We start from the raw sequence: 14382 nt of genomic DNA on the forward strand, positions 1-14382 counted from the left end.
GATGGGCTACACGATTCCGGGTTGGCCGGATCAAGTCGTGGACTACATCGGCATCCACTTCCCGAACGTCGACGAGGACGACTACCGCCACATGGCCGACGCCATGCGGGAGTTCGCCGACAAGTTCGAGGGCCACGGAGCCGACGCGCACAAGACGGTGGAGGCCATCCTCGCCTCCTCGCACGGCTGGGCGGTCCACTCCATGCAGACCCACTGGAACCAGGTCAAGGCCGGCCACCTGGACAAGATCCCGGAGCTGGCCCGCCTGTTCGCCGACGCCCTGGACGTGATCGCGGACGTCATCTTCGGCATGAAGACGAAGGCCGAGGCCGAACTCGCCGTCATGGCAGGCTCGGTGGGCCTCTCGCTCGGCGCGGCCTTCATCACCGGAGGCCTGTCCGCACTCCTCGGCGCGGCCGAGATCACCGCCATGCGGCAGCTGGTGAAACGAATCATCGACGACGCGGCCAACCAGATCGTGAACGAACTGATGGCCAAGGTCACGGAGCCGGTCAACGCCAAGCTGGAGGCGATGATCCAGGACGCGGTCCTGAACCTGGCGGAGGATGCGTTCACCCTGCCGCCTGCCCCGACCGGCGCGGGCAGCGGTGGTAGTGGCGGCGCCGACCACGGGCACGGTCACGGACACCATAGCGGCATGCAGCTGGCCTCGGCGGGAGCCGGGAACGGCGGCATGGAACTGGCCTCGGCGTCTGGTGTTTCGGGCGCTGGAGGTGACCTCCACATCGACCACGACGAGTTCGAAAGCGGCGCCGGCAAGCTCTCCTTCCACGGCAGCGAACTCCACCGGAACAGCGCGGCCCCGCTGGGCCGCGCCAGGAGCCTGTTCGGCCGCAACAGGGGCAAGGATCCCTTCACCCAGACCTTCGACTCGATGCTGCACGGGGCGCTGGAAGGCTGCGAGCAGGCTCTCAAGAAGGTCAGCACACACCTTGCGGAGACGGTCCCGAAGCGCGCGAAGGCGGTCTCGCAACTCCACAAGGACATCGACCACGAGGTAGGAGAGCAGGCCAAAGACGTCCGCACCTACCTGCTGCACACTGACGGCAGTGTGCAGCGTCTCCATTCCGACGGCAACCTCCATCCTCTCGACAGCACAGACCGGCACCGGCTGCACGGGGTTCTCGATGCCAACGGGCGGGCCTGGCGTCCGCAGACCCGACGAGACCAGGATGAGACGAAGGTACCGAACTCTCATACAGGGAAGGTGCATTCGACAAAGGTCGACCCGTATACCGATGAGCTCGGCCAGGCAACGCAGCTTGCCCGGTACGCCAGGAACGACTACGACGGAAACAACTATGCCGCGGGCCGGTATATTGACCCCGAAGGCCGAGGTACGAGCATCCTCGTCGGATACAGCGAGGACGGTATGCATTCTGAGCGTTCCATCGGGTATCCACTGCTGCACAGGAAGACCCAGTCCGGGCTCAAAGAGGTGTTCACCGAGCGTGAGCCGTGCCAAAAGAAGCCCAGTTGCGACCGCTGGTTGAATCTGCGATTCCGTGCCACCACGACAGTGCATCACTACAACAGCTACGACCAGTCACTTCCACGCCATACCCGGGACAAGGAACACAAGGCCTACATGGAAGAACTGAGACTACATCACGGACGATAGAAAGACGTTCCCCAACTGACGTGATCTGGAAGGTATTCACATGAGTTTCGCCGTCTCATCGAATGACGTGCTGGAATCATTCGGGCTGACGGGAGTCGTCTACTTCCCTCGGTTTGATACGGCAGAGAACCTGCTCGACGAGCGGACAGCGCTGTTTCTCAGCCAGGTGGGGCTGCCACACACCAACTGGTTCAAGTCCAAGGCCAGCGTCGGCCAGGACGAATCGATCAGCCTGACCGAGTGGTTCAGCCCTGAAGACGGACCACTGCCCGCGGAATGCCGAAACTGGCTCGTGCTGGCTTATTTTGCGGCCTCTCTCATTGCATTGGATCCCAAGACCGGCAGGGTCTACGCATTCGGCGAAGGAGAACCCCTGGACTCCTACACCGAGCTCCACGCGGATGTCGAGTCATTGGTCTACTCCCTACACCTGTTCCAGCAGTTCCTGCAGTTCCTGCAGCACGAACGGGACGAGGACGCCGAACTGGAATCGCGAGTAGAGAGCCTCCGGTCCCGTATGTCCGAATTTGATTCTCTACCTTTCCAGGACGACGAGTCCCAGTGGAACCTGGTGCTCGAAGAGGTCCTCGACGGCATTTGGTAGGAACGTGCGAATCACAGAGGCGATCAAGGCTCTTGCAGCGGATCCGTACCGACGGGAGGCGGCGCGGGTCAGGCTGGCTGTGAAGGGCCCAGCGGTGGTGCGGCCGCTCATCGACGAGCTGCTGGACATGACGTCACCCGTACCACCGGGGGAGATAGAAAGGCTGCTGGTCAAATGGCTCCCGGAACACGCCTATGACGAGGTGCTGGCAGCCGTGGCCTCGGTATCGGACGAGGAGCCGCACCGTCGCCTGAGCAGCGTCTTCGCGTCGTTCGGCATGGTCGACCGCTACATCGAGGCACTGAACCATCCGTCCGCGTCCGTACGGCTCTCCGCCGCCAACGGCATCCAGTCCGCCTGCTCGGTCGCCTACGGCCGTAAGCCGAATCCCGACGTGGACTACGACGCGGTGATCGGCGCGCTGATTCCGCTGCTCGCCGACCCGGATCCGGATGTTCTCCAGCGCGTGACCTGGCTGCTGTGCATGCTGGGGCCGGGTGTCGTGGAGCCGATGCGGCAGGTGCGCAGGCACGGTCCCGGCAAGCTGCGGGCTCGCGCGCTGTCGGTGCTGGCCGCGGTCGGCGGCGAGGAGGCTCTGTCGACGGCGGACCGGGCCGCCGTAGAACGACTGATCCGCATCAAGCTGCTGGACGACCAGGCCCGACCACTGGACGTCTGCTTCACGTCCTGGATCGCCGTCCCCGGCGGCGACCAGCAGGGAATCACGGAACTTCTTGACCTCTTCGAGGCGAGGCCAGCCACCTTCGCGCTGGGGCACAGCATCGGGGCCCACGACAGCCACGACGGCTTCGAGTACGGCAGGGTGTACGTCACCCCGGAAGTCGACGGGTGGACCCTCGTCCTCGGTCCCTGGTGCAACCCTGTCGAAGAGGAGCGCGCGGAGGACGTGCTGCGCGTCGTCACGGAACTGAGCCGGCGCTACGGCAAGGCCCAGGCCTACTACTTCGGTGAACAGGGCGGCGGTTCGGGCTGGCTCGTCGCGGAGAACGGCGACGTGGTGCGGCGCTACGGCGGCTTCCAGGGGGAGGCCGACGCGCGGTACACACTGGGCGCACCCCTGCCGGAAGAGCGCGCCGCCTGCATCGAGGAGGGCCTTGCACCGGACGACGAGGAGGACTGGGCGGACTTCGCCCCCTACCTCGCGCCTGACCTGGCACGCCAACTAGGCGTGAGTCCCTTCGGCTTGGGCGCACCCACAACGGTGCGCGGAGCCGGGATCGTGGCCCTGACCCCGTACGCACGAGAGCACGGAAGACCGGCCACGGGGGCATACGCCATCTGACAACGGCTAGCTGGAGGGCTCGTCCCCGTCCTGCGCATTCTCCACCGCAAGCTCCCGGGCCCGTCGCACCAGGGCCTGCCGTACGGCGTCCGGCCCGAGAACCCGCAACGGCGTTCCCAAGCCCAGCAGATAGCGGGCCAGGCCGTCCGCGTCCGGGCCGCCGATGTCGACCGTGGTCGCGGCCGGGCCGCCGGGATGGTGGGTGCCGATCGTGGCGGGGATGAGGCGGAGGGCTTCCCGGAGGGGGACGGGGAGGCGGATGGTCGCCGTCAGCGGGTAGGGGCCGTTGGCGATGTTGCGGGAGACCAGGTGGGCCGGGTCCGGGGGGTCGGTGAGGTCCGCCGGGTGGCCGGTGAGCTGGAGGCGGTCGACGCGGTCGGCGCGAAAGGTGCGCCACTGGCCCCGGGCCACGTCCCGCGCGACGAAGTACCAGCGCCTGCCCGTGTGGACCAGGCGGTACGGGTCGATGTCCCGGACGGTCACCCGCCCCTCCCCGTCCGTGTACGACAGCCGGGCCCGCTCCCCGCTCCGGCACGCTGCCGCCAGTTCCAGCAGCAGGCCGGGGCTGATCTGCGGCGCGTCGGTGCCCGGGAGTCGTACGAAGGTGTCGTCCAGCTCGCCGAGGCGGTCCGCGATGCGCCGGGGCAGGACCTGGCGCAGCTTCAGCATCGCGGACAGGGCCGCCTGGTCCCCGCCCAGCGCCGCCTCGCTCAGCCCCACCGCCACGGCCAGCGCCTCCTCGTCGTCCAGGATCAGCGGGGGCAGGCGGGAGCCGGCGCGCAGGCGGTAGCCGCCCCAGGGGCCGGCCTCGGAGTCCACCGTGTAGCCGAGTTCCCGCAGCCTCGCGACATCCCTGCGGACCGTCCGATCCGTGACCTCCATGCGGTCCGCCAGTTCGGCGCAGGTCCAGGACGGGCGGGAGGAGAGGAGGGACAGCAGGCGCAGGAGGCGGGCGGACGAGCTGAGCACGGTGGGAAAGTCTGGCACAGGGTTCGCCGTAACCAGGACCAGAACTGTCCTGGTCACGTCCTAGCGTGCTCCCCATGACCACGGACGACACCTCTTCCGCCCCCGCCTTCCGCTACGCCGCCGTCACCTTCGACTGCGCCGACCCCGCCGAAATGGCCCGCTTCTACGGCGAGTTGCTCGGCTTCCCGGTCCTGTTCTCCACCGACGACTTCGTCCTGCTCGGCAAGGAGGGCGCCGCCGGCCTCGGCTTCAACCGCCTCGCCGACTACCGCCGGCCGACCTGGCCGGACCCGGCGCAGGAGAAGCAGGCGCACATCGAGTTGGGCGTGGACGACCTGGACCTCGCCGAGAAGCGGTTGCTCGAACTGGGCGCGATCAAGCCCGAGTTCCAGCCGCAGCCGGAGCGGTGGCGGGTGCTGCTGGACCCGGCGGGGCATCCGTTCTGCATCACGACGCTGGTCTGAAACCCAGTCAGAGGGAGCGCAGCAGCCAGGTCAGTCCCAGCTCACGGGCCGTCAGACCGGCCGTCTCGCGGAGCTGGTCGGCTTCGGCACCGGCGGGCAGTTCGCCGGCGAGGGTGAGGGCCGCTGCCGCCGTCTGCGGACGGGCGCCCAGGGCGGCCCGCAGGTGGTAGGACCGGCGGAGCTGGGCGATGCCCTGTTCCCGGTCCTGCTCCAGCATGTGAGCGCCGATGTGGCGTACGGCGTAGGACTCCAGCAGTGCGTCACCTTGTTCCCGGGCCTGCTCCAGCGCCTTCCGGTAGGACGGCCCGGCCGCGCCGGGATCGCCGTCGACGTTGTCGGCGATCACCCCGAGCCAGAACGCGGCCCAGCCGGCCAACCGTGCGTCGGCCGTCGCGGCGGTGAAGTCCTCGCGGGCCTGCGGCAGGTCCTCGGGGAGCGGGCCCAGGTTGAACAGCAGCCGGGTGTAGCGGACTTGTGCGTCCAGATATCCGGCGAGCACCGGGTCGTACGGCCGGAGCGCGCCGACCGCGTCCTGTGCCGCCGCGGCGCCGTCCAGCCGCCACCAGTACCGGTCCACCAGGATCTCGGCCCGTTCCGCAAGCGCGTCCTCGGGCAGCGCGGCCCACGCCTCGTCCCACCGGCCCGCACGGTGCAGGATTCGCGCGACGGCAGGCCCACGGTCCACCATGTAGGCGGCATCAGTATTCATGGTGCCTACTCTTCAGTCAGGGGAGGTAGGTGGTCAAGTGCGTTACGTCGACTACATCGGGAATCTGACCCGACTCGCGGTCGAGATGGTCAACGGCGACGTCCCGAGCGAGCTGCGCCAGGAGATGTTCCGCCAGCACCGGATCGCCGAGCCGGGCACCGAGCGGCTCGACGCGTTCCTGCCCGCACTGCGTGCAGCGGTCGAGGCCGCGTCCCAGGGCGGGCCGGTCGATCCCGTCAACGCCCTGCTGGAACGGCACCCGCCGCTCATCCGGGTCGACGACCACGACGGCGAGGGCTCCGCGCACCTGCACTTCGCCCCGAACGGCGAGGATGCCGTGAGCTGGCTCGGGCGCAGTTGCGCCGCCGCGCTCGCACACGTCGTCTGCGGCGATCCGGCCGTGACGATCGGCCGCTGCCACGCCGTCGACTGCGGGCGCTTCTACGTCGACGACTCCCGCAACCGCACCCGACGGTTCTGCTCCAACGCCTGCGCCAGCCGGACCACCGTCGCCGCGTACCGCGCCCGCCGCAAGGCCGCGGGCTGACAGGGCCGCGGACGCGAGCGGCCCGAAAGAGCGGTGTCCCTGGCCGGGGTCGGCCCTTGGCGGGGCCGTGCTTTCAGAGAGGTCAGAGAACAGCCCCTCCCACCGGCCGCTCCCGCATCTCGTTCCCTCCGCCCCCGTCCGCGCCCGGGTGGCGTGACCGTCGGCCCCGTCTCCCCCGTGGCGTTCGTTGGGGCCACAGCAGCACATACGCCGCCGACCCGATGCAGAAGGCCAGCCGGATCAGCCCCCGGGTGGAGTCCGACGGGACCACCAGAACGCTGCCGTACAGGGAGAGGAGGGCGATCCAGCTGACCCACGGGACCAGGCGGCGTTGGCCGATCGAGTCCCACAGGAGCGTGCCGAGGAGGACCGAGGCGTTGTAGTACGTGTACACGCTCGGGTCCAGCATGATGCGGGCGTCGACCGCCAGGAACACCACTGCCGGCCAGCGGTTGCGACGGACGGCCAGGGAGCCCAGGGCCACGCCCAGGGCCATCTGGGCGGGGCGGTCCCACGGCGGGGTCGCGGGGTCGTCCACGCCGAACCAGCGCAGGGCGGACGCCGGCTGGTTGGGGATGGTGAAGCGAGCCGCGTGCAGGGTGTTCAGGTGGGTCAGATAGAAGGGCAGCCAGGCCACCGCCACCAGGCCGAAGGCCCAGGCCGCCGAGCGCAGCCGGGACTGGCGGGGCAGGGCCAGCAGCAGGGGCAGGAAGCCCACGGCCCAGGGTTTCGAGTCCACCGCCAGCGCCAGGAAGACTCCCACCGCCGTCGCGTTTCCCCGCACCAGCGCGCGGACCGCCAGCGTCGTGAAGAACAGGGTGAGGACGTCGTCGAGGTGGGCGAAGCGGACCGAGACCTCCACCCACATCGGGATGAAGGCCGCCCCGGAGATCAGGACCCGTTGCTGGAGGCGTTTGTGGTTCAGGCCCGTGCCCCGGTTGTAGTCCGCTGCCGCCCGGCCGATCAGCACCAGCATGTACAGGCCGAGGCCCGACATGAACGCGTCGGCGAGTTTCTCGCCCATCGCGGCGGGGAAGGGTGCGAAGAGTCCGGCCACCAGGAAGCTGACGGGACCGATCTGGAGCTCGGGGTGGTTGGCGTAGAGGGCCAGACCACCGCCGCCCCGCTGGCCGAAGAGCAGCTGCTCGCCCTCGCGCAGATAGTGCCACGACACGGCCGCGTGGCGTTCGGCCACCACGAACCAGACGGCCGTCCACAGCGTGAGCAGCACAATATGCCACCGCACCGGGCTATTCCCGAGCCGCACGTCTCGTATCCGTCCTTCCCGTCACCACACCGCCTCTTAAGAGGGGCCACGCGGGCCACAGGTTCATCGTGCCGGTCGTCGGTAACGGGATTGTCAGTGGGTCCCCCTACAGTCGCAGGCATGGCGACTCTTCCCAACCCGCTGCCCACACTGGCCACCGACCCCAGCGGGCGTTCACTGGGGCTGCAGCTCCCTCCTGGACGGCTTGTCGACGCGACGGACGACGGCCCCTGGCACGAACCCCTGCTGTGGCACGCCGAGAAGCCGGCCGCGCCGGGCACCTGGAAGGCACTGGGCGCACCCGGCGCCCGGGTCGGTCTGCTGCCGGTGCTCGTCGAGGTCGGCGGCAGCCAGGGCGGGCCCGCGGACTGGGAGCTGTCGCCCCAGTTGATGTCGTACCCGGGCGATCACGACGCCGAGGACGTCCTCGCCGAGTACTGGGAGGACTGGACCGAGGAGGGGGCGGGGGAGGAGATCGAACCGTTCGCGGACGAGTGGCCCGGACTCGCGCCCGGGGCGCACCTCTCCGCCGAGCCGGACACCCGGGCCGCCCAGGTGGCGGACGCGCTGACGGACGACGCGTCCCGATGGTTCAGGGAGGCGCACCTCGCCCTGGTCCCGGCCCGCCGGTCCGCCGACATCCCGGCGGCGATCGGCTGGACCGGCCCGCTGAACCACGACAACGACGTGGCCCGGCTGTGCGCGGTCCTGCGCTCCTGGGAGGACCGCTTCGGCATACGGGTGGTGGGACTCGGCTTCGACACCCTGGTCGTGTCCGTCGCCGCCCCGCCCGCCACCCAGGAGGACGCCGAGGCGGTGGCGGCGGAGCACTACGCGTTCTGCCCGGACAACTTCAACTCCGACAGCCTGCGCACGTACGCGAAGGCACTGCTCGGCGAGACCGTCTGGACCTTCTGGTGGGACTGATCACCGGGGCCTGCCGGTGCGGGTGACCCCGGACGGGGGCTCAGCCGCCGAGGCCCTGCTCCAGTCCCCGCCCCAGCCTCCGCAGCCCCTCCGCGATCTCCTCCGGTGTCTGGGTGACGAAGCACAGGCGGAGCGTGGCGGGGTCGGGGGTGCCGGCGTAGAAGGGCGCGCCGGGGACGTACGCCACGTTCTGTTCGACCACGCGCGGCAGCAGGGCGACCGTGTCGTACGACTCCGGCAGCCGGACCCACAGGAACATCCCGCCCTCGGGCCGGCTCCACCGCGAGCCGGCCGGCAGGGCGCCGGGCAGGCCCGCCAGCATGGCGTCCCGGCGGGCACCGTAGACCGACCGTACCCGCGCGACGTGCGCGTCCAGGACGTCGAGGTAGCGGGCGGCGGCGAGCTGGTTGAGCGTCGGGGTGTGCAGGTCCGCCGCCTGCTTGGCGACCGCGCACGCCCGGCGCAGCCCGGCCGGGGCGCGCAGCCAGCCGAGGCGCAGGCCGGGTGCCATGACCTTGGAGAGGGAGCCGAGCAGGACCGTGCGGTCCTCGGCTCCGGGGAGGGAGGCGATCCAGGGGGCGTGCTCGCCGTCGTAGCGGAGTTCGCCGTACGGGTCGTCCTCGACGATCCACAGGCCCGCGCGGGCGGCCACGGCGGCGATCGCCTCCCGGCGCGGCGCGGGCATCGTACGGCCGGTGGGGTTCTGGAAGGTGGGGACGAGGTAGAGCAGCTTCGGGCGTTCGCGGCGCACCGCTTCCTCCAGCGCAGCCGGATCCACCCCGTCCGCATCCCCCGGCACGGCGACCACGCGCGCGCCCGCGAGGCCGAAGACCTGAAGTGCCGCCAGATAACAGGGGTCTTCGACGAGGACCGTGTCACCGGGTTCGAGCAGCGCAGTGGCGAGGAGGGACAGGGCCTGCTGGGAACCGGTGGTGATCAGCAGGTCGTCGGGGTCGGTGGGCAGTCCCCGGCCGGTGACGCGCGCGGCCAGGGCGGCGCGGAGCGTCGGCTCGCCCTCCGTCGTGGAGTACTGCAGCGCCCGCTCCGGGCTCTGCGCCAGGACCTCCTCGAAGGCCGCCGCTATGCCCTCGCGGTCGAAGAGTTCCGGTGCCGGCAGCCCGCCCGCGAAGTTGATCACCTCGGGGCGTGCGGTGACCGCGAGGATGTCCCGCACCGGCGAACCGCCCACGCTGCGGGCGCGCGCGGCGAACGGCGGGACGGGGGCGCGGGTCAGGGCAGGGGCGGGGGCTGGCTCGGTGAGGGGCATGGCGCGGCTCTCCTACGGCTCTTCGGCTCTGGATCCGGCCACCCTAGAGAAGGTGCCTGCCGTCTACACCGGCAATTCCACGATCCGGACCCTCAGTTGGCCTCGGCCGCCGGCTTCCAGGTCTCGCCGCCCAGCGGGAAGGCGTACGCGGGCCGCCCGTTGTTCCCACTGGTGCGCAGCGGCCGGCCGTTGTCGCTGATCAGCAGCGTGCCGTGCCGGGTCCCGCTGGACCAGGACAGCTCCAGGTACCAGCTGACGTCGTACGCGGACGCGTCGGCCGTGACATGGAAGACCTCGGGGTCCGCGCGGCTCACCTTGAACGGGAAGTCCTGCTGCCCGGACTCCGGTACGACCTGGGGGCGCAGGGCGTCCAGGGCGACCGTGAAGGCCCGCGTCGGCACGCCCCCGCCGCAGCCCACACCGGGATAGCCCATGGCGTAGTCGTTCCAGGCGAGCGGTGCCCGCCGGCCGGCCATGCGCACGGACAGCCCCTCCAGGACGACGGTGTCCGCGCCGGTGCCCTGCACGGTGAACGTGACGTACTGCTCCCCCGCCGAGACCGCCTGGTGCACGGCCACCCAGGCGGGCGCGTCCTGCTCCAGCGGCGGCGGGGAGACGTCGCCCGGTGCCCGGTCGATCAGATAGTGCTGGGAGCAGGGGGACGGCCAGGAGTACGGGTGCGTGGTCACCGCGAGGGGCACGGCGGCGGTGTCCGTGCCGCCGGCCGCGCCGGTGGGGGTGCGTGCGGCGCCGCTCGGCTGGTCGCCGAACGACGGCCCGGAGCCCGTGGCCGAGGTACCGGACGGGGAGGAGGACGAGGAGGGCGAACGGCTGGGGTCCGTCCCGTGCGCCGCGCCGGCCGTCGACGCGTGCTGCCGTACGGACCCGGATCCCGCGGCGGCCGGCCCGCCCTTTCCGTCCGCCTCCGGGCCGCCGGAGGGAAGGGTGAGGGCGAGCGCCACGCTGCCGAGCACGGCGGTGAGAGCGAGGGCGGAGAGGAGGACGGTCCGGGTACGACGCCAGGTGCGGGTGCGGATGCGGGCGTCCGGCACGGGCTCGGGTACATCCGACACCGGCGGCACCAGCTCCGGAACACTCGACACCGACTCGGCCTCCGGCTCCGGAACACCCCCCACCGGCACCGGCTCCGCCACCGGCACCGTCTCCGGCTCCGGCTCCGGCTCCGGCTCCGGCTCCGAGGCAGCCACCGTCTCCGACGCCGGCACCGCCACCGCCACCGCCTCCTCCCGTGCCGCCGGCTCCTTCCTCCCCCGCCCCGCATCCGCCAGCACCCACCTCCGGTGCAGCTCCACCAGCTCCTCCGGCGTGGCCTTGCACAGGCGGGCGAAGCGCTCGACGGGGGCGTAGTCGGTCGGTACGGCGTCCCCGTTGCAGTAGCGGTGGAGCGTCGACGTACTCATGTGGAGCCGCTTGGCGAGCGTGCCGTAGCTGTGTCCGGAGCGGTTCTTCAACTCCCGCAGCAGCTCGGCGAAAGCGCTCTCCCTGGTGTCGTCCGCCACCGTCTCCCCTCCCCCTCGTCCCATCCCGGCGTTCCAGGAAGGGGATGTCTCCGCAGGTCAGCGCCTATGCGGGCGTTCCAGCGTCCCGGATCGGCCGTGGTCTCTGGCGGCCGGGACAAGGCCCCGCTCAGGCTGTGACTCATCCAAACACGCCAACTGGCCCAGCCTGAAAGAGGACTTGCCATGCGAATGCGCCACATCCGTCTGCTCGCCGCCACCGGCACCGCGGTGGCCGCCCTCGCGCTCAGCGCGTGCGGTGGCAATGGGACGGGGACGAAGGACGAGGGCGCCGCGCGGTCGGTGTCGCCGTCGGCGTCGTCATCGTCGTCGGCGTCGGCGTCGGCGTCGACAGGCACTCAGACGTCCTCCGGCACCACGGCGGGCGGCGGGACGGCCGGCGGTGGGACGGCGAACGGCACGCCCGTGGCCCGTACCCACGGACCGGCCACCGGGCCGGGCGCCGGCAGGACGACGGGCACCGGCACCGGTACCGGCTCCTCACCCGTCCTCTGCAACGGCGCGAACACCCGCGTCACCGCCCAGCCGGTCACCCGCCCCCTGAACCACATGCTGCTCACGGTGACGAACACGGGCAGCAGGACCTGCCTGCTGCCGTACTACCCGGTGCTGCGCTTCGACGAGATGCAGTGGGCGCCGCAGGGGGCGAAGGACACCCAGCCGCAGGCGGTGACGACGCTGCGGCCGGGCGAGTCGGGGTACGCGGGCGTGCTGTTGTCGGCCGCCGACGGCAGCGGCGAGGGCGGGACGACCGGCCACAAACTGACGGTGATGTTCCAGGGCCGCACGCCGAACAGCGACGGCGGCCCCGCCGCGACCCCGGCCCTGCCGGCGAAGGGCGTCTACTACGACAGCTCGCTGACCGTGACGTACTGGCAGCAGAACCGGGAAGACGCCCTCAACTGATGAGCCCCGCAAGGAACTAGCGCAGCTTCCGGGCCACCTCGGTCGCCCAGTAGGTGAGGATGTTCCGGGCGCCGGCCCGCTTGATGCCCGTGAGGGTCTCGAAGATGGCCCGGTCCCGGTCCACCCAGCCCTTCTCGGCGGCGGCCTCGATCATCGAGTACTCGCCGGAGATCTGGTAGGCGGCGACCGGCACGTCCACGCTGTCGGCGACCCGGGCGAGGATGTCGAGGTACGGCCCGGCCGGCTTGACCATGACCATGTCCGCGCCCTCTTCCAGATCGAGGGCCAGCTCGCGCAGCGACTCGCGCCAGTTGGCGGGGTCCTGCTGGTACGTCTTGCGGTCCCCGGTCAGCGAGGAGGCGACGGCCTCGCGGAAGGGGCCGTAGAAGGCGGAGGAGTACTTGGCGGTGTAGGCGAGGATGGCGACGTCCTCGCGGCCGATCTGGTCGAGCGCGTCGCGGACGACGCCGATCTGGCCGTCCATCATCCCGCTGGGGCCCACGACATGGGCTCCGGCGTCGGCCTGCACCTGGGCCATTTCGGCGTACCGCTCCAGGGTGGCGTCGTTGTCGACCCGGCCCTCGGCGTCCAGCACGCCACAGTGCCCGTGGTCGGTGGTCTCGTCGAGGCACAGGTCGGACATGACGAGCAGGTCGTCGCCGACCTCGGCGCGTACGTCCCGGATGGCGACCTGGAGGATCCCGTCGGGGTCGGTGCCCGGCGTCCCGAGCGCGTCCTTCTTCGACTCCTCCGGCACGCCGAAGAGCATGATCCCGGAGATCCCCGCCTCGACGGCCTCGGCAGCGGCCTTCTTCAGGCTGTCGCGGGTGTGCTGCACAACCCCGGGCATGGCGGCGATCGGCACGGGCTCGCTCACTCCCTCGCGGATGAACGCCGGGAGGATGAAGTCTGCGGGGTGCAGGCGGGTCTCGGCGACCATCCGGCGCATGACGGGCGAGGTCCGCAGCCGCCGGGGACGCGTACCGGGAAAGGATCCGTACTTCGTCATGCCTTCTACGCTACGCCCGCCCGGATACCGCCTTTGCCAACACTGTGTCGGCCGCCAAGAGGCCCCAACCGGGGCATAGCGGCGCCCTGATACCAAGTTTTTGCGCTCCCCTGGCCGTCCCTGGAACCGCACGCCTCCCCAGCGTTCTACGCGCGTGGTGTCATGCACGCGCCACCCCCTCCCGTGAGCTCACCCCAGGAGTCACGCATGCTGTGGAAGGTCCTCGGCCGGGCGGGCGTCGCCCTGGCCGCCGGCGCCGCCGTCGTCGCCACCGCCGTCCCCGCGAACGCCGCGAGCTACTCCGCGTTCGCCTTCTCCCAGAGCGGCAGCCAGCCCGCCGTCTACGACTTCATCAACTCGGCCACCACCACGCTCGACATGACGATGTACGAGCTGGAGGACACGACCGCCGTCAACGACCTCATAGCCCTGAAGAACAAGGGCGTGACGGTCCGCGTCATCCTCGACCGCCAGCACCAGAGCGCCAACGGCCCGGCGTACACGTCCCTGACGAACGCGGGCATAGGCGTCGTCTGGTCCTCCTCCGCCTACGTCTACACCCACCAGAAGACGATCACGGTCGACGGCGTGAAGTCCCTGATCATGACGGGGAACCTGACGTCCCAGTACTACACGACCAGCCGGGACTACGGGGTCTTCACCGACGACACCCGGGACGTCGCCTCCATCGAAAAGGTCTTCAACGCCGACTACACGGCCACGTCGATCACCCCCACCGACGGCGACCACCTCCTGTGGTCCCCCACCGACTCCCGCAACCGCCTGGTGTCCTTCATCAACTCCGCGACCAAGACGCTCGACGTGGAGGAGCTGGAGTTCAGCGACAGCACGGTGGTCAACGCGATCGTGGCCCGCGCCAAGGCGGGCGTGAAGGTCCGCGTGGTCCTGGAGAATCCTTCCAGCTACTCCAGCGAGGTCGCCGAGATCAAGGCCGCCGGCGGCACGGTCGTCGGCTACTCCGACCCCAACGGCTTCTACATCCACGCCAAGGCGATGGTCGCCGACTACGGCCTGTCCACCCAGGAGGTGGAGGCCGGCTCGATGAACATCAGCAGCAACTCCCTGAGCAACAACAGGGAGCTGGGCATCATCCTGACCGGCACGGGCGTGGCCCAGCCGGTGGCCCAGACGATCGAGACGACGTTCGCCGGCGACTACGCGGGCGGCACGGCGGCCTGACCGGAGAGGGGGGGGGGGGGGGGGGGGCCG

At 70.5% G+C, this 14382-nt stretch carries 14 protein-coding genes; 8 read left to right on the top strand and 6 right to left on the bottom strand.

The genetic code is table 11. The features are described 5' to 3' along the window. The first annotated feature begins 1 nt into the window (after position 1). From LE548_RS46215 to LE548_RS37570, 3 genes are all read left to right on the top strand, one after another. Complete coding sequence (locus LE548_RS46215; RefSeq protein ID WP_308030983.1) at positions 2-1642, top strand: nucleic acid/nucleotide deaminase domain-containing protein; 1641 nt, start codon at positions 2-4, stop codon at positions 1640-1642. A 40-nt stretch (positions 1643-1682) separates the two neighbouring features. After that, entirely contained in the window at positions 1683-2246 is a 564-nt protein-coding gene (locus tag LE548_RS37565; RefSeq protein WP_225101529.1) for an SUKH-4 family immunity protein, read from the top strand. Positions 2247-2340: 94 nt separating this feature from the next. After that, positions 2341-3549, top strand: a complete 1209-nt coding sequence (locus LE548_RS37570; RefSeq protein ID WP_225101530.1) for a HEAT repeat domain-containing protein — start codon at positions 2341-2343, stop codon at positions 3547-3549. 6 nt (positions 3550-3555) lie between these two features. Here the strand turns inward: LE548_RS37570 and LE548_RS37575 are convergent, their stop codons facing one another. Further along, a complete protein-coding gene (locus LE548_RS37575; protein WP_225101531.1) occupies positions 3556-4518 on the bottom strand; it encodes a YafY family protein in 963 nt (320 codons plus the stop codon). 74 nt (positions 4519-4592) lie between these two features. On the opposite strand from LE548_RS37575, the gene LE548_RS37580 reads away from it, so the two are divergent. Further along, on the top strand, positions 4593-4982 hold the full coding sequence (locus tag LE548_RS37580; protein ID WP_225101532.1) for a VOC family protein: 390 nt from the start codon (positions 4593-4595) through the stop codon (positions 4980-4982). A gap of 7 nt (positions 4983-4989) precedes the next feature. Here LE548_RS37580 and LE548_RS37585 read toward each other — a convergent pair whose 3' ends face one another. Then, the gene (locus LE548_RS37585) at positions 4990-5691 is read right to left on the bottom strand and encodes a hypothetical protein (protein ID WP_225101533.1); all 702 of its coding nucleotides are present in this window, start codon (positions 5689-5691) and stop codon (positions 4990-4992) included. Between the two features lie 37 nt (positions 5692-5728). Between LE548_RS37585 and LE548_RS37590 the strand changes: the two genes are divergently transcribed. Continuing rightward, positions 5729-6238, top strand: a complete 510-nt coding sequence (locus LE548_RS37590) for a CGNR zinc finger domain-containing protein (protein WP_225101534.1) — start codon at positions 5729-5731, stop codon at positions 6236-6238. A gap of 82 nt (positions 6239-6320) precedes the next feature. Here LE548_RS37590 and LE548_RS37595 read toward each other — a convergent pair whose 3' ends face one another. Beyond that, positions 6321-7484, bottom strand: coding sequence for a hypothetical protein (locus LE548_RS37595; RefSeq protein ID WP_225101535.1), 1164 nt, complete (start codon positions 7482-7484; stop codon positions 6321-6323). 141 nt (positions 7485-7625) lie between these two features. On the opposite strand from LE548_RS37595, the gene LE548_RS37600 reads away from it, so the two are divergent. Continuing rightward, on the top strand, positions 7626-8432 hold the full coding sequence (locus LE548_RS37600; RefSeq protein ID WP_225101536.1) for a DUF4253 domain-containing protein: 807 nt from the start codon (positions 7626-7628) through the stop codon (positions 8430-8432). 40 nt (positions 8433-8472) lie between these two features. Here the strand turns inward: LE548_RS37600 and LE548_RS37605 are convergent, their stop codons facing one another. Both LE548_RS37605 and LE548_RS37610 read right to left on the bottom strand, forming a co-directional pair. Continuing rightward, positions 8473-9699: a PLP-dependent aminotransferase family protein gene (locus LE548_RS37605; protein ID WP_225101537.1), complete on the bottom strand. Its 1227-nt coding sequence runs from the start codon at positions 9697-9699 to the stop codon at positions 8473-8475. 92 nt (positions 9700-9791) lie between these two features. Then, a complete protein-coding gene (locus LE548_RS37610) occupies positions 9792-11219 on the bottom strand; it encodes a helix-turn-helix transcriptional regulator (RefSeq protein ID WP_225101538.1) in 1428 nt (475 codons plus the stop codon). A gap of 183 nt (positions 11220-11402) precedes the next feature. Here LE548_RS37610 and LE548_RS37615 point away from each other — a divergent pair, with 183 nt between their 5' ends. After that, on the top strand, positions 11403-12143 hold the full coding sequence (locus tag LE548_RS37615; RefSeq protein ID WP_225101539.1) for a DUF4232 domain-containing protein: 741 nt from the start codon (positions 11403-11405) through the stop codon (positions 12141-12143). A 16-nt stretch (positions 12144-12159) separates the two neighbouring features. Here the strand turns inward: LE548_RS37615 and hemB are convergent, their stop codons facing one another. Continuing rightward, positions 12160-13152: a porphobilinogen synthase gene (hemB, locus tag LE548_RS37620; protein WP_225101540.1), complete on the bottom strand. Its 993-nt coding sequence runs from the start codon at positions 13150-13152 to the stop codon at positions 12160-12162. 207 nt (positions 13153-13359) lie between these two features. On the opposite strand from hemB, the gene LE548_RS37625 reads away from it, so the two are divergent. After that, entirely contained in the window at positions 13360-14352 is a 993-nt protein-coding gene (locus LE548_RS37625) for a phospholipase D-like domain-containing protein (protein ID WP_225101541.1), read from the top strand. Positions 14353-14382: the final 30 nt, after the last annotated feature.

Origin of the sequence: Streptomyces sp. CoH27 (assembly GCF_020181035.1) — a bacterium.
Taxonomy (GTDB): Bacteria; Actinomycetota; Actinomycetes; order Streptomycetales; family Streptomycetaceae; genus Streptomyces; species Streptomyces camelliae.